17 protein-coding genes are annotated in these 18,702 nt (G+C 73.9%); 6 read left to right on the forward strand and 11 right to left on the reverse strand.

Going from position 1 to position 18,702, the window contains the following annotated elements:
• Positions 1-110 precede the first annotated feature (110 nt).
• The 3 genes from J5Y04_RS01670 to J5Y04_RS01680 are packed head-to-tail and all read left to right on the forward strand — an operon-like array spanning position 111 to position 2,882.
• Positions 111-1,076, forward strand: coding sequence for a CoA ester lyase (locus J5Y04_RS01670; RefSeq protein WP_209409361.1), 966 nt, complete (start codon positions 111-113; stop codon positions 1,074-1,076).
• Positions 1,073-2,317 (forward strand): aminotransferase class I/II-fold pyridoxal phosphate-dependent enzyme, encoded by a 1,245-nt coding sequence (locus J5Y04_RS01675; RefSeq protein ID WP_209409369.1) that lies wholly within the window; start codon positions 1,073-1,075, stop codon positions 2,315-2,317. The genes J5Y04_RS01670 and J5Y04_RS01675 overlap by 4 nt, the downstream gene beginning before the upstream one ends.
• A gap of 19 nt (positions 2,318-2,336) precedes the next feature.
• On the forward strand, positions 2,337-2,882 hold the full coding sequence (locus J5Y04_RS01680) for a MaoC family dehydratase (RefSeq protein ID WP_209409371.1): 546 nt from the start codon (positions 2,337-2,339) through the stop codon (positions 2,880-2,882).
• A 122-nt stretch (positions 2,883-3,004) separates the two neighbouring features.
• Here J5Y04_RS01680 and J5Y04_RS01685 read toward each other — a convergent pair whose 3' ends face one another.
• The 4 genes from J5Y04_RS01685 to J5Y04_RS01700 form a co-directional block, all read right to left on the reverse strand.
• Positions 3,005-4,000, reverse strand: coding sequence for a zinc-binding dehydrogenase (locus J5Y04_RS01685; protein ID WP_307852879.1), 996 nt, complete (start codon positions 3,998-4,000; stop codon positions 3,005-3,007).
• Entirely contained in the window at positions 3,997-5,322 is a 1,326-nt protein-coding gene (locus J5Y04_RS01690; RefSeq protein ID WP_209409374.1) for a peptide ligase PGM1-related protein, read from the reverse strand. The genes J5Y04_RS01685 and J5Y04_RS01690 overlap by 4 nt, the downstream gene beginning before the upstream one ends.
• Positions 5,323-5,475: 153 nt before the next feature.
• Positions 5,476-5,991 carry a hypothetical protein gene (locus J5Y04_RS01695; protein ID WP_209409376.1) on the reverse strand — a complete coding sequence of 172 codons (516 nt, stop codon included), beginning with the start codon at positions 5,989-5,991 and terminating at the stop codon, positions 5,476-5,478.
• Between the two features lie 181 nt (positions 5,992-6,172).
• Positions 6,173-7,108: a hypothetical protein gene (locus J5Y04_RS01700; RefSeq protein WP_209409378.1), complete on the reverse strand. Its 936-nt coding sequence runs from the start codon at positions 7,106-7,108 to the stop codon at positions 6,173-6,175.
• 297 nt (positions 7,109-7,405) lie between these two features.
• Between J5Y04_RS01700 and J5Y04_RS01705 the strand changes: the two genes are divergently transcribed.
• Together J5Y04_RS01705 and J5Y04_RS01710 are read left to right on the forward strand one after the other, a co-directional pair.
• The gene (locus J5Y04_RS01705) at positions 7,406-7,777 is read left to right on the forward strand and encodes a YbjQ family protein (protein ID WP_148641848.1); all 372 of its coding nucleotides are present in this window, start codon (positions 7,406-7,408) and stop codon (positions 7,775-7,777) included.
• 121 nt (positions 7,778-7,898) lie between these two features.
• Complete coding sequence (locus J5Y04_RS01710; RefSeq protein ID WP_209409380.1) at positions 7,899-9,071, forward strand: NAD(P)-binding domain-containing protein; 1,173 nt, start codon at positions 7,899-7,901, stop codon at positions 9,069-9,071.
• Between the two features lie 129 nt (positions 9,072-9,200).
• Here the strand turns inward: J5Y04_RS01710 and paaE are convergent, their stop codons facing one another.
• From paaE to def, 6 genes are all read right to left on the reverse strand, one after another.
• Complete coding sequence (paaE, locus tag J5Y04_RS01715; protein ID WP_209409401.1) at positions 9,201-10,343, reverse strand: 1,2-phenylacetyl-CoA epoxidase subunit PaaE; 1,143 nt, start codon at positions 10,341-10,343, stop codon at positions 9,201-9,203.
• Complete coding sequence (gene paaD / locus J5Y04_RS01720) at positions 10,344-10,916, reverse strand: 1,2-phenylacetyl-CoA epoxidase subunit PaaD (protein ID WP_374105933.1); 573 nt, start codon at positions 10,914-10,916, stop codon at positions 10,344-10,346.
• On the reverse strand, positions 10,910-11,938 hold the full coding sequence (gene paaC, locus J5Y04_RS01725; RefSeq protein ID WP_209409404.1) for a 1,2-phenylacetyl-CoA epoxidase subunit PaaC: 1,029 nt from the start codon (positions 11,936-11,938) through the stop codon (positions 10,910-10,912). The genes paaD and paaC overlap by 7 nt, the downstream gene beginning before the upstream one ends.
• Positions 11,939-11,955: 17 nt before the next feature.
• Positions 11,956-12,249, reverse strand: coding sequence for a 1,2-phenylacetyl-CoA epoxidase subunit PaaB (gene paaB / locus J5Y04_RS01730; RefSeq protein WP_030234269.1), 294 nt, complete (start codon positions 12,247-12,249; stop codon positions 11,956-11,958).
• Positions 12,246-13,286 carry a 1,2-phenylacetyl-CoA epoxidase subunit PaaA gene (paaA, locus tag J5Y04_RS01735; protein ID WP_209409407.1) on the reverse strand — a complete coding sequence of 347 codons (1,041 nt, stop codon included), beginning with the start codon at positions 13,284-13,286 and terminating at the stop codon, positions 12,246-12,248. The genes paaB and paaA overlap by 4 nt, the downstream gene beginning before the upstream one ends.
• Positions 13,287-14,273: 987 nt before the next feature.
• Positions 14,274-14,972: a peptide deformylase gene (def, locus tag J5Y04_RS01740; protein WP_209409410.1), complete on the reverse strand. Its 699-nt coding sequence runs from the start codon at positions 14,970-14,972 to the stop codon at positions 14,274-14,276.
• Between the two features lie 360 nt (positions 14,973-15,332).
• Here def and J5Y04_RS01745 point away from each other — a divergent pair, with 360 nt between their 5' ends.
• Positions 15,333-15,992: a helix-turn-helix domain-containing protein gene (locus J5Y04_RS01745; RefSeq protein WP_307852880.1), complete on the forward strand. Its 660-nt coding sequence runs from the start codon at positions 15,333-15,335 to the stop codon at positions 15,990-15,992.
• A 301-nt stretch (positions 15,993-16,293) separates the two neighbouring features.
• On the opposite strand, the gene J5Y04_RS01750 is transcribed toward J5Y04_RS01745, so the two are convergent.
• A complete protein-coding gene (locus J5Y04_RS01750) occupies positions 16,294-17,565 on the reverse strand; it encodes a M20 family metallopeptidase (protein WP_209409416.1) in 1,272 nt (423 codons plus the stop codon).
• Positions 17,566-18,702: the final 1,137 nt, after the last annotated feature.

Below are 18,702 nucleotides of genomic sequence, written 5' to 3' on the forward strand. Positions count from 1 at the left end.
CTTCGGGTCGGTTGTTCCGAGTTGATGTTCAATGTCCAGCCACACGGCGCCGAACAATGCCGGTGGGATAGAACCGGGAGCCGCAGCCTTCGCTGACTTCGGAGATTTCCATGAAGTTCACGCGCTACTGCCGTTCCCTGCTGTCCACACCCGCGATGGCGGTGGAGCGGTACGCCAAGAGCCACCAGTCCGGGGCCGATATCGCCATGGTCGACCTGGAGGACTCGGTCCCGCCCGCACGGAAGGAGGAGGCCCGCCGACTCGCCGAGGAGTTCTTCACCCTGCCGACCAGCAAACTCGCCCGGAGCGCGGTCCGCATCAACTCCCTCTCCGGCCCGGACGGTTTGCGCGACCTGATCGCCATCACCCGGTACCGGGTGAAGCCGGACATCGTGCTGATCCCGATGGCGGAGTCCCCCCGCGACATCGAGATCGCGGCCGGCACACTCGGACCGGACTGCCCGCAGACGGAGTTCCTCGCCGTCGTCGAGACGCCGCTCGGGATCGAGCACGCACCCGCCGTCGCGGCGGCCGGACACCGGCTGCGCGGACTGGTCTTCGGCTCCGCCGACTACGCGTTCGCGGTCGGTGCCGGGCTCTCCTGGGAGGCGCTGGCGCACGCCCGCGGCCGGGTGGTCAACAGCGCCCGCGCCGCCGGGGTGGAGGCGATGGACGCGCCGTTCTTCGAGGTCGCCGACGTAGCGGGGCTGCGCAGGGAGGCCGCGCTCGCCCGGGACTTCGGCTTCAGCGGCAAGATCGCCGTCCACCCTCGCCAACTTCCGCTGATCAACGAGGCGTTCAGCCCTGACGAGGCACTGCTGGAACGGGCCCGGCGAGTGGTCGAGGCGGGACGGGAGAACGGCCGCTCGGTCACCGTCGTGGACGGGGTGATGGTCGGCATGCCGTTCTTCGAGGCCTGCCAGCGCCTGCTCGAACAGTTCGCCCCGCCGGAGCCGCCACTGGTGCCGCCGCTGGTGCCCGCCCCGCCCGCACCCCCCGTGCCGCCGGCCCGGCCCGCCCCGGCCGGATCCCCAGCCCCGGCCACGCCGACCAACACCAGGGAGAAGCGACAATGACCGCAGACGCCGGATCGATCCAGGGCCCCCGCCGATACCGCAACACCGAGACGATGCTCGCCACCGCCGACCCGGTCTGGCAGGCGGCCGGTGCCAACGGCCTGATCGGCATCAAGGTGGACTCGGAGTCCAACAACCGGCTGATCGTCCGCGAGACCGGCCACGAGTTCGCCAACATGGTCTCCTGTGCGTACCTCGGCCTGAACAACCACCCCCAGGTCGCCGCCGGCGCCGTGGACGCGCTCACCGAGTCCCGGAGCACCTGGCTGGTCACCTCCACCACCCGGATCCGGCACAACCTGCTGGTGCAGCTGGAGGAGGAGCTGGGCGAACTCTTCGGCGCACACATCCTGCCGGGCGCCTCCTGCACGGCGTTGACCGCGGGCATCCTGCCGCTGATCGCCTCCGGCCACCTCGACGGCACCTGCGACGGCAGGGGCGGCGGGCCCCGGGTCATGGTCTTCGACCGGTTCTGCCACTTCTGCATGGCGTACGTGAAGCCGATCTGCGCGGACGAGACGCTGGTGCTCAACTGCCCGCACAACGACCTGAACTACCTGGAGGACATCTGCCGCAAGTACCCGCGGGTCGCCTACGTGGCCGACGGCGCGTACTCGATGGGCGGCGCGGCGGCCCTCGACGGACTGCTCGAACTCCAGGACCGCTACGGGCTGTTCCTCTACATCGACGACTCCCACTCGCTCTCCATCATGGGCGAGCGCGGCGAGGGCTTCGTCCGCTCCAGGCTGGAGATGAACCCGCTCACCGTCATCGCCGCCAGCCTCGGCAAGGGCTTCGGCACCGGCGGCGGCGTCGCGATGCTCGGCAACCGCGAACAGTTCGAGTTCCTGCACCGGCACGCCGGCCCGGTCGGCTGGTCGCAGAACGTCGCACTGCCGCTGGTGGGCGCCTCACTGGGCGCCGCCGCCATCCACCGGTCACCCGAACTCGGCGAACTCCAGGGCAGGTTGAACCGCAATATCGATCTCTTCGACGAACTCCTGCCGACCACCTTCGCCGGCAACGGCCTGCCGGTCCGCCGGGTCGACGTCGGTGACGCCGACCGCGCGGTCAAGCTCTCCGCCCAGCTCTTCGAACGCGGCTTCTACAGCTCGGCGGTGTTCTTCCCGATCGTCCCCAAGGGCGAGGCCGGCCTGCGGCTGATGCTGCGCGCCGACATGGACGAGCGCCTGATCACCGAGTTCGCCGGCCACGTCAAGGAACTCACCTCCGACCTCTGACACCTGGGAGCAGCGCATCATGGACGAACCCGAGACGGACGAACCCGAGCCGGCCGGCTACCGGTTGATCGGCGAGCGGCGCTACCGCGAGGTGGTCGGCCGCTACTACGAGGAGTTCACGGTCGGCGACGTGATCGAGCACCGCCCCGGACGGACGGTGACCGAGATGGACAACGTGCTGATGAGCATGCTCAGCATGAACGACGCCCCGCTGCACATCGACGCCGCGTACAGCGAACACACGCCCTGGGGGCGGCCGATCGTCTCCAGCCTGGTGACGCTCAGCATCGTCGGCGGGATGACCGCCCGCTCCACCAGCGGGCGGACCATCGCCAACCTGGGCTGGGAGAACATCCGGATGACCCACCCGGTGTTCGCCGGGGACACCCTCTACGCGGAGACGGAGACGCTCGCGAAGCGGCTCTCCAAGAGCCGCGCCGGTCAGGGCATCGTCAGCTGCCGCACCACCGGGGTCAAGTCCACCGGCGAGGTGGTGGTGGTCTTCGAGCGCAGCTTCCTGGTCCCGCTGCGCGGCCACGGCCTGGACGAGGTCGCGGGCTACTGAGCGGGGTCCGTGGGGCGGCGCCGCCCCACGGGCCTCCCTCAGGTCTCCCGTCAGGTCCTTCCCCGGGTCTCCCCTCGGGTCTCCCCTCGGCTCTCCCCTCAGTTCTCCTCCCGACTCTCCCCTCAGTTCTCCTCCCGGGCCTCCCGCCGCACGTCGACCAGCACCTTGCCCATCGTCTCGCGCGCACCCAACGCCCGGTGCGCGCCGGCGACGCCGTCGAGCGGGACGACCCGGTCGATCCGCGCGGCCAGCCGCCCCTCGCGCGCCAGCCCGAAGAGCCGCCCGGCGACGCCCGTGAACAACACCCGGTCGTCCAGTACGTGCTGGAGCCAGAACCCCAGCACGCCGGCCGAACCCCCGGCCAGCTCGTCCACCGTGAAGGACTCCTCCGGTCCGCCGCGGGCCCCGACGCAGAGCAGCCGCCCGAACGGCGCCAGCGCCGCCAGCCCGGACCGCAGCACCTCACCGCCGACGGAGTCCACGAAGAGGTCCACACCGCCCGACTCGCCGAGCCTGGCGGCCAGGTCCGGGCCGGCCGAGTCGAGCGCGGCGTCCGCGCCGAGCGACCGGACGAACTCCCGCTTAACCTCCGTCGACGCCAGGCCCACGACCCGACCGGCGCCCAACTCCCGGGCCAGCTGCACCGCCAGGTGCCCGACCCCGCCGGCCGCAGCCGTCACCGCCACCCGGTCACCCGGCCGCAGCCGTCCGAGCAGGGTCAGCGCGCCGTAGGCCGTGGCACCCTGTTCCAGCAGCGCCAGGGCCTGCTCGTCACCGACACCGTCCGGCACCTCCACCGTGAACGCCTCGTCGGCGCAGGCCACTTGGGCGTATCCGCCGCCGGAGCGGAGCAGTGCGACCACCCGCCGGCCGTCGCCGCGGCGCCGCCCGACCACATCCGCGCCGAGCACGGCGGGCAACGGGTTGCGCTGGTACTCGCCCTCACGGCAGTGCAGGTCCGCGTAGTTGAGGCCGGCCAGGGTGACGTCGATCAGCACCTGGCCCGGCCCGGCGGCCGGCTCGGGCACGGTCTCGGTCCGGAACTCCTCGGGCCCGCCGTAGCGGTGGATCACCGCCGCCCTCATCCCCGGCGGCCCCACGTCGTCGGTGTCCGTCACCGCGCGAAGAGTGCGAGCAGCCGGCCTTCCGCCACCCTGGCCGCCGCCGCGTCCTCGGCGATCACGCAGTACATCACCGAGCCGTCGGCCGGGCCGAAGTCGGCGCTGAACACCACGCCGGTGCGGGTCACCGGGTCGAAGGCCAGTCCGGCCCGCTCGACCGCCGCGACCGCCTCCGGGAAAGACGGCACGTGGAGGCCGGCCAGCTCCAGGATCACCCGGGCGGTACGGTGCCCGGCACCGACCAGCCGGGCGAACAACGCGTCGTGCAGGTGCGTCGAACCGGTCAGCCGGCCGTTGGTCTCGGTGAAGTACAGCTCGCCCTTGGGCGTGAGCAGGGCGTCCGCACTCAGCGTGCCGCGGTAGCCGAGCACCCGCAGCGACTCGCACAACCGGGCCGCCCGGTCGACGAGTTCGGCCAGGGTCCCGGCATCCGGGGTGACCGGCGGGGTGATCTCGCCCACCACCACCGGGTCCATCACCATCTCCCCGCAGCCCGAGAGCACCGATCCGTGCGCGCCGATCGCGAACTCCGCGTACAGCGGTACCGCGTCCGCGAAGTACCGCTCCACGACGACACGTTGGTTGCGCCCGCCGGTCAGCCAGTCCCAGCGCCCGGCGACGTACTCCGCGACCGCCGCCCGGTCCGCCAGCGGCACCACGCGCTGCGCACCGGCCGGGGTGACCTGCTCGTCCCGGCTGAGGACCTCGTTCCCGAAGCCCCCGGCCTGGTACTCGACCTTCATCATCACGCTGTGGCCCTGCTCCAGCAGGCCGTTGACCGCCGCCTCCACCTGCTGCGGCGAGGTGGCGACCGTCCCCGGCGGGACGGGCACGCCCGCGCCGGCGGCCAGCGCCCGGAACACCGCCTTGCTGTTGACCAGCGCGTTGCCGCCCTGTGCGGCGAACTCGTGGCCCGGCACGGCGTGTCCGGCGCCGAGCGCGTCGGCGAGGTCGGCCACGGCCGCGTTCGGCGAGATCGCCAGCACCCTCCCCACCGGCCGCCCGTCGAGCGCACGGCGCAGCTCCTCGCGGAAACCCGGGTCGGCCAGCCGGTCCGGGGTGAGGATGCCGTCGCCCTCGGCCCCCGACGGCGGTACGACCACCGTCAGGCTCTCCGCCCGGGTGCCGGTCAGCCCGGTGACGTACGCGAAGTACGCCGGGTCGGGCGCCCAGGGCAGCACCAGGACGTCGTCGTCCTCGGCGAACCAGAGCATCCGCTGGGCTCCGCAGCCGGCGAAGAGCCGCTCCAGCGGCGTCATCCCGGTGAGGTCCCCGACCATCTCCTCGGTGCGGTTGTTTCCGATGCACAACGTCGTCATCTGCCGAACTCTCCCCATCGCCGGTCGGTGCAGCGCTCCAGATGTAGCGCACCGGGGTTGTTCGGGTCCGGGGCTCGGTCATTGAACAAAAACGGTGAACAACACCCGGCGCAGGCGTCGGGGCAGGCGTCGGGGCAAGGCTCGGCGCAGGCCTCAGCGCAGGCGTTGCCGCAGTTCGTCGACGGCCGCGCGGATGCCGGCGCTGTACTCGTCCTCGGGCAGCGCGTCCAGGCTCACCACGGCGCGCTCCAGTTGGTCGCGCGCCTGGTCGGGCTCACCGAGCTTGAGGTGGTCGGAGGCCAGGTTGAGGTGCAGCGACGGGTAGAAGGCGCGGACCTGGAGGGCGGACTCGTAGGTCTGCGCCCGCTCGACGGTCAGCGAGTCGGCGGCGGCCAGCGCCCGCCGGTCCCACTCCAATTCGGCGCGCGGGTCGTCCTGCAGGTCGGCCAGGTAGTGGGCGAGGACACAGCGGTGGAACACGTCGCGTTCGCCGAGCGCCTCCCAGAGCCGCTCGAAACTCTCCCGGGCCTGCGCCGTCCGCCCTCGCTGCGCGGCCTGGACGCCGTCGAGGCCCAGCGCGACCCGGGCCAGCACCGGATCGTCGGCCGCCCCCGGTCCCCCGCCGGGCACCTCACCGCTGAACACCCCACTGCCTGACATATCGGACATGCCCGCAGCCTAACCGCCCGCCACACCCCCGTGCCGCACCCGTGCCACATCGACGACCGTACGACCAGCGGCGGCCGCAGAGCCGGCGGAAGCGGTGGGCGGCGGAAGCGGCGGTAGCGGTGGAAGCAGCGGAACCCGCGAGCCTCGGCCCTCGGCCCTCAGCCCGTGGCCTCAGCCTGCCTCAGCGCCGGTAACCGCGCTGCGGGTCCCGCTCCTCCGCGTCCTCGTACACCAGGAACCAGCCCTCCGGGTGGGTCGCCGCGAGCAGCAGCTCGGTGCGCTGCTCGGCGGTCAGCTCCGGGTCGCCGTCGTCCGGCCCGAAGACGCCGAACAGCTCGTCGTGACAGCCGTCCCAGTCGTAGTCGTAGAGGTCGGCCGGCAGGTCGCCCATCATGTCGGCGACCGATTCGGGCTGCGCGCCGAGCAGTGCACGGGCGTCCACCAGTGCCATCCGCAGGGCGATCTCCTCGGCCAGGCAACGCGGCAGCGGCCACTCGCCGAGCGCGAGGTCGTCGGCCAGGTCGTCGAAGGAGCGGGCCATCGCCCGGCGCCAGCCCCGGTGCAGGCGCCAGGTGCGCTGCGGCAGCCGGCCGAAGACGGTCCAGTCCGGCTCCTCGCCGTCGGTGACCGGCTCGTCCTCGTGCTCCTCCAGGTCGTCATAGGCGGCGTCGGCCAGACCCAGCAACTGGGCGTGGAGGAGGCAGGCGGTGCGCGGGGTGAGGGTCCAGTCGCCGGTCCCGCTGCCCTCCTCGTCGTCGCCGCCGCCGTCCAGCGGGAAGAGCTCCGCGAAGTCCGGCGCGAAGTCCTCGGTGACGCTGATCTCCAGCGTCCCGCCGATGGCCTCGACGCCGGGGATCGCGGCCACCAGCCGGTCCGGGTGGAGCAGTGCACCGAGAGCCGCGTTGGCGTCCTCGGCAACCTCGCGCAGCAGTTCGCGCCGCTGGCCGGCCGGATCGATTCCGGCGAAGTCCAGCTCCTCCACGGCCGCGATCGCGGCCGCACGCAACGCCGGCCAGTCGGTGATCCGCAGGCCCAGCACCACCGTCGCCTCGATCTCCTGCGCGCCGGAGTCCTCCGCCGCGCCCGGCCCCTGTGGATGATCGCTTCGCTCGCCCATGGGGCTACGGTACGGCTTTTCGGCCGCCCGATCACCGGTCTGTCCGAGCTTCCCCGTCCGACCCCGTCCTTCCCGGCGTTCTCCGGCCGTTCCTCCGCGCCTCCGCCGTCTCCTTCCGGGTGCCGCTCCATCCACCTCCGCCCGCCTCCGCCCTCCTCCGCTTCGCTCCGTCCTTCTCCTCCGGCCTGCTCCCGTTCCCTTCGCCCCCTGTCCTCCCTGCGACTCCCTGGGGCCTTCGACGGCACGCCCCGGCCACGCCTCTGGGCCCGGGTGCCGTCCAGCCCGCAGGATGGGCCCATGGCGAACATCGACGAATTCGGCGGCGGGCAGCGCCCGGACGCCCAGGTACTGGTCGTGACCACCAACGACATCCCCGGCTTCCGGGTCGACCACGTGATCGGCGAGGTCTTCGGCCTGACCGTCCGCAGCCGGCACATCGGCAGCCAGATCGGCGCCTCGCTCAAGTCCCTGGTCGGCGGCGAGTTGCGCGGGCTGACGAAGACCCTGGTGGAGAGCCGCAACGAGGCGATGGAGCGGCTGGTCGAGCAGACCAAGGCGCGCGGCGGCAACGCGGTGCTCATGTTCAGGTTCGATGTCACGGAGGCTGCTGACGTCGGAACAGAGGTCTGCGCGTACGGCACCGCCGTCGTGATCTCCCCGGCGACCTGAGCCGGCCACCCGGCCCGGCCACCTGACCCGGCCTGATCATCCGGTCTCCTGATCCGGCTGCCCGCCCGGGGCGCTTCACGGCAGCGGGAACAACTCCTCGGCCACCCGATGTTTCACCGGCGTGACTGTTTACGGTGCAACCAACGACGGTGCGGCCGACGCCGGAACCCCGGCCGACGGAACCCGGCGGGTCGACGTCCTGGTGGTGGGCGCCGGGCAGGCGGGCCTGTCCGCCGCCTACCACCTGCGCCGCCGCGGCTTCGCCCCCCACCGGGCGGACGCCGACGGCGGCTTCGTCGTGCTCGACGCCGATGACGCCCCGGGCGGCGCCTGGGCACACCGCTCGCCGTCCCTGCGGATGGCCACCGTGCACGGCTTCCACGACCTGCCCGACTTCGAACTGCCCGAGCCCGACCCCGACGCCCCCGCCCGCGAGGTGGTCCCGGGGTACTTCGCGGCGTACGAGGCGAAGCACGCGCTCCCGGTCGTGCGCCCCGTCCACGTCCGGGCGGTCCGCTCCGAGTCCGACCGACCCGGCTCCCGGCTGCTGGTCGAGACCGACGCGGGCACCTGGTCCACCCGGGCGCTGATCAACGCGACCGGTACCTGGACCCGCCCCTTCCTGCCGCACTACCCCGGCCACTTCGCGGGCCGTCAGTTGCACTACGCCGAGTACCGGGGGCCGGAGGAGTTCGCCGGCCGCCGCGTCCTGGTGGTCGGCGGCGGCGCCTCGGCGATCCAGGTGCTGTCGGAGGTCGCGGCCGTCGGCGAGACGGTCTGGGTCACCCGGACCCCGCCGGTCTACCACGACGGCCCGTTCACCCCCGAGTACGGCCGCGCGGTGGTGGCCAAGGTCGAGGAGCGGGTCCGCCAGGGCCTGCCGGTGCGCAGCGTGGTGAGCGTGACCGGGCTCGGTCCGTCCGTCGCCTACCGCCGTGCCGAGGAACTGGGCGCACTGCACCGCCGCCCGATGTTCGACCGCCTGACCGAGCACGGCGTCGCCTGGGGCGAGGGGCCCGGCAGCGAGGAGTTGCCCGTCGACGCGATCGTCTGGGCCACCGGCTTCCGGCCCGAGGTCGGCCACCTGGCCCCGCTCGGCCTGCGCTCCCCCGGTGGCGGCATCGCCCTCACGGGCACCGCCGCCACCGCCGACCCCCGCGTCCACCTGGTCGGCTACGGCCCGTCGGCCAGCACCATCGGCGCCAACCGGGCGGGCCGGGCCGCCGTGAACGCCCTCGTCGCACTGCTCGGCGAACCGGTGCAGGGCGCCGCCGTGCCGGCACAGCAGTCGTAGCCGCGCCCTCGACGGTCGTGGCCGCACCCGCTCGGCGGTCGTGTCCTGTGCCGGCACAGCCGGTCCTGGCCGTGCCCGCACAACCGGTGGTGGCCGTGCCCGCTCAGCTGGTCGTGGGGCCGTGCCCGCTCAGCGGTCGTAGTCGACCGTCACCCGGTCGGTGAGCGGGCGGGCCTGGCAGGTCAGCACGTAGCCGGCGGCGAGCTCCTTCTCCTCCAGCGCGAAGTTGCGGCGCATCTCCACCTCGCCCTCGGTGACCAGGGCGCGGCAGGTGCCGCAGACTCCGCCCTTGCAGGCGAACGGCAGGTCCGGGCGGGAGCGCTGCGCGCCGTCGAGGACGGAGCGGTCGCGCGGGAGGGAGAGCGTGCTGCCACGACCGTCGAGAACGACCGTGACCTCGCTGTACGCACCGTCCGCCGGCCCGTCCGCGGACTCCTCGGCGCGCTCGGCGACCGGCTCGTCCTCGGCGTGGAACAGCTCCTGGTGCACCCGCTCGCCCGGCACGCCCAGCCCGGCCAGCAGCTCCTTCGCCCCGGCGACCATCCCGAACGGGCCGCAGAGCCACCAGTGGCCGACGCGCTCCACGTCCACCAGCGCCTTCAGCAGCGCGCCGACCCGCTCCGGGTCGAGCCGGCCGCTGAGCAGCTCGGCGTCCCTGGTCTCCCGGGAGAGCACGTGCACCAGCTGGAACCGGCCGAGGTAGCGGTCCTTCAGGTCGGCCAGCTCGTCGGCGAACATCACGGTGTCGCTGCGCCGGTTGCCGTAGAGCAGGGTGACGGTGGAGGTGCGGTCGGCGGCCAACACCGACGCCGCGATGGAGAGCATCGGGGTGACGCCGGACCCGGCCGCCAGCAGCACGTGGTCGGCGGGCTCGCCCAGCTCGGGAGTGAAGAGGCCCGACGGGGTCAGCACCTCGACCTCCTCGCCCGGCGCGGCCTCGCGCACCAGCCAACGGGAGAACAGCCCGCCGGGCACCTCGCGGACCGCGATCCGCAGCGGGCCGCCGACGGGGGCGCAGATCGAGTACGAGCGGCGCTCGTCGGCACCGTCCACCACCCGGCGCACCGTCAGCGTCTGTCCCGGCCGGAACGCGAACTGGTCGGCGAGGCCGTCGGGCACCTCGAAGGTCACCGCGACGGCGTCCTCGCAGAGTCGCTCGACCGCGGCGATCCGCAGGTGGTGGAAGGCCGGACGGCGGGCGGGACGGGCCGCGGGGGCCGGAGCGGCGGGGGTTTCCACGGGGCGGGCCGTGCTGGCGGGACCGGCGGCCATTCAGATCTCCTTGACGCGTTCGAAGGGCTCGCGGCAGTCGCGGCAGCGCCACAGCGCCTTGCAGGCGGTCGAGCCGAAACGGGACAGCTCCTCGGTGTCGCTGCCGCCGCAGAGCGGACAGGCCACGAGGTGGCGGGTCGGGCCGAGGGCCAGCAGACCCGGGGACGTCCGGCGCCCGGCGGCGGGCCCGGGCGGGGCGATGCCGGCCTCGGCGAGCTTGCGGCGGCCCTCCGCGGTGATCAGGTCGGTGGACCACGGCGGGTCCAGCCGCAGCCGGACCCGGACGTCCGTGTAGCCGGCCGCGCGCAGCCGCCGGTCCACGTCGGCCGCCATCTCGGCGACGGCCGGGCAACCGGAGTAGGTCGGGGTCAGCCAGGCGGTCACGGTCCGGCGGCCGACCGCACCGCCCGTCTCACCGCCCGTCTCACCGCCCGCCCCGGCGCCCGTCCCGTCGTCGGCCGCGCCCACCTCGACCTCCGCAAGCACCCCGAGGTCGGCCAGCGTGAGCATGGGCAGCTCGGGGTCGGGGACGGTGGCCGCGATCTCCCAGGCGTCGCTCAGCACGGTCACCACGTCGCCCCCGGGTGTGCGCGGGCCACCACCTGGAGTTCGGCCAGCAGCGGGCCGAGCGCCTCGGTGTGCACGCCGTCCCGACCGGCCCGGCCGCCGATCGTGGCCAGCGCCGGCGCCTGCGGCACGGTCAGCCCGGCCTCGGCGAGGACGGCGGCCAGCTCCCGCAGCACGGGTTCGCGCAGCGTCGCCGGGTCCACGCCGACCCGCAGCTCCACCGGGTGGGCCGTGAACAGCTCCTCCAGCAGCGGCCAGACCGCGTCCAGCCCGTCCTGCATCCGCTGCGCCGAGTGCGGCGTGCCGTCGCCGAGCCGCAGCGTCCAGGCGGTGGCGTACTCGCGGTGGTAGGCCAGCTCCTTGACGCCCCGCGCGGCGACCGCCGCGAGCACCGGGTCGCGGTGCCCGGCCAGTGCCTCGTACAGGGCGCCGCGCGCGGTCGAGAAGAGCAGCAGCCTGGCGACGGAGTACGCGAAGTCCCCGTTCGCCGTCTCGACCAGGCGGACGTTCCGGAAGTCGTGCTCCTCGCGCCAGTACGCCAGGTCGTCCTCGGTCCGGCCGGAGCCGTCCGCCTGGCCGGCCCGGGTGAGCAGCTGGCGGGCCTGGCCGAGCAGGTCGAGGCCCAGGTTGGCGAGGGCGACCTCCTCCTCCAGCTCCGGCGCCCGGGTGCACCACTCGATCAGCCGCTGGGCCAGGACGAGCGCGTCGTCGCCGAGCATCAGGCAGTAGGCGGCGAGGTCGGCGCCGTCCAGCCCGGCCGGGACGGCCGTGTCCACACCGAGCAGCGGGTCCGCGAAGCCCGTCCCGTAGGCCCAGCGGCCCTCGCCCTCGGGCCCGGGGGACGCCTCGGAGAGGCTCAGGTAGAGGTGGTCGTCGTTGTGGGCGTCGTGGCTGACGTGGGCGCCGTGGTCGACGTGCGCGTCCTGGTCGACGTGCGCGCCGTGGTCGACGTCGCTCTCATGGCTGTCGTGGCGGCCGGTCACGGTGTCGTCGGCCGCGGTTTCGCCGGTCACGGTGTCGTCGGTCATGGTTCTGGTGCTCCCCGTCAGATGTGCGGGACATCCTCGGGGATGTCGTAGAAGGTCGGGTGGCGGTAGACCTTGTCGCCGCTCGGCTCGAAGAACGGGTCCCGCTCGTCCGGGGTGGAGGCGGTGATCGCGTCGGAGCGGACCACCCAGAGGCTCACGCCCTCGTTGCGCCGGGTGTAGAGGTCGCGGGCGGCGAGCAGCGCCATCCGGTCGTCGGACGCGTGCAGCGAGCCGACGTGGACGTGGTTCAGCCCGCGCCGGGGGCGCACGAACACCTCGTACAGCGGCCAGCCGGCCTTGGACTCGGTCACTTTCCGTTCTCCTGTTCCGCGTGGTGCCGGGCCTCGGTGCCGGGCCGGGATTCGGTACCGGGCTGGGCTCCGGTGTCGGACTGGGCCTCGGCGCGGCGCTTCCGCGCGTAGGCGGTGGCGGCCTCGCGGACCCAGGCGCCGTCCTCGTGGGCGGCGCGGCGGCGATCGATCCGCTGGGCGTTGCACGGGCCCTGGCCGTGGATGACGCGGGTCAGCTCGGACCAGTCCGGCTCCCCGAAGTCCCAGCCGCCGCGGTCCTCGTTCCACCGCAGCTCGGGGTCGGGGAGGGAGACGCCCAGGTGCTCGGCCTGCGGGACGGTCATGTCGACGAAGCGCTGCCTCAGCTCGTCGTTGGTGTGCCGCTTGATCCGCCACGCCATCGAGCGGGCGGTGTTCGGCGAGTCGCCGTCCGAGGGGCCGAACATCATCAGCGACGGCCACCACCAGCGGTCCACCGCGTCCTGGACCATCCGGCGCTGGGCCTCGGTGCCGCGCATCAGCGTCATCAGCAGCTCGTAGCCCTGACGCTGGTGGAACGACTCCTCCTTGCAGATCCGGACCATGGCGCGGGCGTACGGGCCGTAGCTGCACCGGCAGAGCGGCACCTGGTTGCAGATCGCGGCGCCGTCGACCAGCCAGCCGATCACGCCGACGTCGGCGAAGGTGAGGGTCGGGTAGTTGAAGATCGAGGAGTACTTCTGCCGCCCGGAGATCAGTTTCTCGGTCAGCTCCGCGCGGTCCACGCCGAGGGTCTCGGCGGCGGCGTAGAGGTAGAGGCCGTGGCCCGCCTCGTCCTGGGCCTTGGCGAGCAGGATCGCCTTGCGGCGCAGCGACGGGGCCCTGGTGAGCCAGTTGCCCTCGGGCTGCATGCCGATGATCTCGGAGTGGGCGTGCTGGGCGATCTGGCGGATCAGGGTGGCCCGGTAGGCGTCGGGCATCCAGTCCCGGGGCTCGATCCGCTGCTCGGCGGCGACGACCGCCTCGAACCGCTCCTCCTGCACCTGCGCGGGGACCGGCTCGGCCACCTCTGTTGTCACCACGGTCCCCTCTCACGTCCTGCGGCGCGCTCGCTGCCGCGTGCCGCCTGCTGTCGTGTGGCGCGGGCCGGGAAGCGGCTGGTCCGCCGCCGCCCACGCTACCGACTGACCGTTCGGTCGGTTCCATTGTGCGTGGTGAGGCGGCGGCCTGACAAGGGAATCAGGCCGCCGTCCGCGAAGCGCTCGGAACTCCTGGCCCGGTGCACCCCGGGGTCGCCCGGCAAATGATCTTCTCTTCCCGCCCGGACCGGGCCGGCCTGGGACGGGCCCGGCTCGTTGGGGCAGGCCCGTCCCGAGGGGGAGGGCGGCGGATCGAAAGGCGCGGGATCGGACGGGTCCGGGGCCACTGGACGGTCCTCCGGACAGGGCGGCTCGGCCGTCTGTTCGCGTCGCGGAGGTCCGAGAAGTGGACGGGCGGCGGAGCCTGCGGATCGGCGACCGGTCCACCGCCGCGAACGGGCGAACGGAGGTCCGCCACCGGACCGGGCGGTTCCGCCCGAGCCGGCGCAGCGAGGGTCCGCAGCCCGGTGCGCGCCCGGTTCGTGCACCGATACCGGCTCCCTCCGGCGGCTGCTTCAACTGGCCCCGCACCGGGAGGACGCCATCGACCGCCGGCCGGCCGGAGCCGACGCCCAGGGCTCCGCCCGGTCGAACACCCGGGCCGGACGGACGACCGGAGTGACCGGCGCGGGAGACCGGCAGCAGCCGGCGGGGGGCACCCGCGGGGTGCGCTACGAGCGGGGAGGGCCTCCGGCGGGGAAGGCCACCGGCGGGGAAGGCCAACCAGTCGGCCGGCCCGCGTCACGGCCGACGGCGAGGCCGGCCATCGACATTCGGCCCCGGGCGACACAAGGGCCGCAAGGCCACCGGGCACCGGACTCCACGACGCGGCATGACGCACCGAACCCGCTTCGACGCCCCGCCACCCGCCGCCCGGGCGGCCCCCGCTCGCATTGCCGATCCTGCGCGCCCGGGGCATCCGCTTGATCATTCGCCGGGCGACGCCCAGGCCGACGGCCTCAGGCGGGCCAGCTCCTCCGCGCGGGCGGCGCGCTTGGCAAACACCTTCTCCTTGCGGTCCTCCATCCGGCGCAGCGCGGTGCGGCGGCCGCGGTGCGAGAGCCGGTCGATGTAGAGGCCGCCGTAGAGGTGGTCGGTCTCGTGCTGGAGGCAGCGGGCGAAGTAGCCCCGGCCCTCCACCACCAGCGGGCGGCCCTCCAGGTCGCGGCCGCGCACGACTGCGAAGTCCGGACGCGCCAGCTCCAGGTAGGGGCCGGGTACGGAGAGGCAGCCCTCGTCCACCTCGGCGAGCCGGCGAGCGTCGGAGGGCAGGTCGTCCAGCTCGGGGTTGAGGATGTGGCCGACGTGCCGGACGCCGTCCTCGTCGAGGCAGTCCCAGACGAAGACCTGGAGGTCCACGTCGATCTGGTTGGCGGCGAGGCCGGCCCCCTCGGCCACCCACATCGTGGCGAACATGTCGTCCACCAGCCGTGACAGCTCCGGTGTGCCGAACTCGTCGTCGGTGACCGCCCGGCACCGGCGGTGCAGCACCTCCTCCCCGACCACGGTGATCCGCCGCACCTCCCCGCGCAGCGCCTCCGGCGGCACCTCCGGGTACGCGGCCACCCACTCCCCCTGCACCCGCACCGACCCGCAAAGCGCCTTCGTGGACGCCCGTTCGGTCATGGTCGTACTCCCCTCCGCTGGGTCTCTGGTTACGCCTATCCATACTTTGCAAAGTGTCACTTTGCAAATAGTTGGCGGGGGCGGTGACCGTGACCTGGGGTGTTTCTGTGCCCCCGGCTTGCCAGACACTTTGCAAACAGGCATCTTTGCAAAGTGACCACCGACGAGACCCTGCCGACCGGGCCCGTGGGCCCGATCGAGGCTGAGGCTGAGGCTGCGGTTGTGGCTGAGGCCGCGACCTCGGCCTCAGCCACAGCCGCTCCGACGCCCGCGTTCGGGCCCGCTCCGAAGCCCGCACTGAGGCCCGCGCCCGCGCCGGGGCCCACGCCCATGCCCGTGCCCGGGAATCCGCTGGACGCCGTGAGCCGTGCGGAGGCGTCCCGGGGGCCGAAGCCGCTGGAGGTACCGCCGAACCGGCCGCTGCCGGACCACCCGATCCGGCTCGCGCTGCTGGACCTGATCGCCACCTGGGGGAAGATCACCTCCAACCAGGCGGCGCAGCATCTGCACCAGAGCTCCGGCACCTGTTCGTTCCACTTGCGCCAGCTCGCCCGCTACGGCCTGATCGAGGAGGCGCCCACCGTCGACGGCCGCTCGCGCCCCTGGCGACTGCGCTGGGAGGGCTCGCTGCTGCCCGGCGAGGCCACCGGGCCGGCCGGCGCGCCGGACTCGTCCGACGCCGGGGCCTCCTCCGCCCAGGCCGCACCGCAGTCCCGGCGGCTCGCCCCCGGCCCGGCCGCCGGTCTGGCGGAGGACTTCGCGGAGGATCTTGAGGACACCAGCTACCGCCAGTGGCTAGCCCACCGGGCGCAGGCCCCCGCCGAGTGGCAGCGTGACGAGGCGTCGAGCGACGTCCTCCACCTCACCCCCGAGGAGCTGGCCGACCTCGGCGCCGCCGTCCGCGCCCTGCTCGCCCCCTACCGGCGCCGCGAGCCGGCCCCCGGCACCCGCCCGGTGGCCGCGGTCACCCGCTTGTTCCCGCTGCTCGACCACCCGTCGGAGGGCGACAGCCAGCCGTAGCGGCCTTGGGCGGGCCCGCTGTACGAACCGCCCTCCGACGATGGGGCACGACCCGCTGAGCGACCACGGGCCCGCCGCCCGGCCTGCGCCGGACGACGGGCCCGTTCACCCCGGGTCACTGCTCCGGAACCCCGGCGTCGCCGCTTCGACCCCGTTGTGCCGGGCCTCTTGCGGCGGGCCTCTTGCGGCGGGCCCGTTGCACCAGGCCTCTTACGCCAGGCCTCTTGCTCCAGGGCCCGTCATCCAGCCTGTTGCGGCGGGCCCGCCGCTCCGGACCCGCCGCTCCGGGGCCGGAGCCGCGTCAGCCCTCCGACCGGTCCCGCAGGCGTGGCAGCGGTACGGCGAGAAGCGCCGCCAACAGCGCGATCCGGGGGGCCAGCTGGTCGATCCGGATGTGCTCGTGCCGTGCGTGTGCCCCGGCGCCGACCGCGCCGAAGCCGTCCAGCGTCGGCAACCCGCGCGACCCGGGCAGGTTGGTGTCCCCGGCCCCGCCGGCCGGTGCGCCGTCCAGCTGCTGCCCGAGTACCGCCGCGAGGGAACGGACGTGCCGCAGCAGCGGGTTGGCCGAGCGTTCCTGCCAGGCCGGCCGGCTGGACAGCACCTCCGTCCGAACCCGGGCCCCCGGGCGCAGCGCGGTGAGGCGGGCCAGGCTGTCGAGGGTGCGGCGCTGTGCCTCGGCGGTGGCGAAGCGCAGGCCGAGTTCGGCCTCGGCGCGGCCGGCGATGACGTTGGCCCGGGTGCCGCCGCTGATCCGCCCGGCGTTGAGTTCGGTGCCGGGCTGGCCGGCGAGTCCGCGGACCGCGACCAGTTGGTCGACGAGTTCGTCCACCGCGGAGACGCCCTGGGACGCGTCGTTCCCGGCGTGCGCCTCGCGCCCGGTCACGGTGAGCCGCACCCGGGTGCTGCCGCGGCGGGCGGTCTTGAGCCGTCCGTCCGGATGGGGCGGTTCGAGACCCAGGACGGCTGCCGCACCGCGCAGTTGGCGCTCGACCAGGCGCCGGCCGTCGGGGCTGCCGACCTCCTCGTCCGAGACGACCACCAGCCGGACGGTGCGGTGCGGGCGTTGCCCGAGATCGGCGAGCAGGGCGAGGGCGCCCTCCAGGATGGCCAGTCCGCCCTTCATGTCGACGACGCCGGGGCCGCTGAGAGTGCCGTCCTGTTCGGTGACCGGCCAGTCGTTGAGGATGCCGGCCGGCCAGACGGTGTCGTGGTGGCCGACCACGAGGAGGTGCGGCAGACTCTCGTCCTGGCCGTCCCACTGGAGGACGAGGTGGTCCCCGGCCGGGCCGGGCTCACGGTGGACGGCGGCGCCGGTGGCACGGAATCCTGCGGCCAACTCCTCGGCGAGGGCGTTGAGTCGGGGGGCGTCGCCGCTGGGCGACTCGATCCGGGCGAGATCTGCGCAGCGGCGGCGGACGGCGCCGGCCAGGGTGCGGGCACGTGAGCTGAGGGCCTGCGGCAGTCCGGGGAGGGCGGCGGTGGGGCCTGCTTGGCCGTCGCTGTCGGTGGCGGACGGGGTGGCTGCTGGTGCGCTCGTCGGGACGGTCGGCGGGACCAGCGTGGTGACGGTCATGGCGACGCCCTTGGTGACGTCGGCAGTGACGGTAGCCGACCCGGTTGCCGTTGCCGTTGCCGTCGATGTTGCCGTTGCCGTTGCCGTCGATGTTGCCGTTGCCGTTGCCGTCGATGTTGCCGTTGCCGTTGCCGTCGATGTGGCGGCGGCAGTCGTGGTGACCGTGGCGGTGGTGACCGTGGCGGGCGGGGCGGTGGCGGGCGGGGCGGGTGGGAGTGCCGTGGTCGTGGTCGCGGCGGTCGCTGCGGTGAAGGCCCCGACTCCCGTGCCCAGGACGGGAACCACGGCCGACGCAGCTGCGGAGACCGGTGCGGCGGCGGCGGCGGAGGCGGAGCTGGTGGCAGTGGCGGCGGCAGTGGCCGGGGGGCGCGTGGCTTCGGTGGTCTCGGTCGGCGCCGCGGCCGGCCGGACGGCTTGGGGACTCAACGCTCGCCTCCGCGGCCGCCGCCGGTATTCAGCGGCCGCACCGGCCGGCCGGACCAGCCCGGGTGCCCGGACCAACCGGGGCGTGCGGCCCCGGCCAGGCGTAGGGCCCGCCAGGGCGGCCCGTCTGGCCCAAGTGCGGTGGAACGGCTGGGCGGCATGCTTGGCATTGCGTCCTCCTCGCTCGATCCGGTGGCCCCGGTCGGCCCGGAGCCCCGTGGACGGCGGCTTCGATGCGGCGGGCACAGTGACTGCACCGCCGCAGGGAAGCCGAGATGTGAGCCTAGAAGAACCGTTCGGTTTCCTGCGAGGTGGCCCTGCTCCCAGCGTGCCGGAGGCCGGGCCCGCCTCGGGCGCCCGCCTTCGATCGGTGGCAGGCGTACGGCGCGCGGGCCTGGGTCGGCGCGCGAGCGCGGTCGCCGGATCGCGCCCATCTCCACCATGGACCCCGCGCCCGGGTTCGGCAGCGCAAACGGCCAAGGCACGGCATTTCCACGCCGGATGGGTGACAGCGGCTCAGCGCTCGATACCAGACGACGGGTCGCTGGACGGGGGTTAAGGGCACGAGGGTTGCGGACGGACGGATACGCACGGAGGTGTCGCGGGGTGGACTTCGGGGGCGAGCGGTGGTCAGCGGCCGACCAGCGACGAGCGACGAGCGGTGGTCAGCGGCCGACGCCCTCGGCCGGCGCCCCTCGGTCGACGCCCCTCGAT

Source organism: Kitasatospora sp. RG8 (genome assembly GCF_017813315.1).
Lineage (GTDB): Bacteria > Actinomycetota > Actinomycetes > Streptomycetales > Streptomycetaceae > Kitasatospora.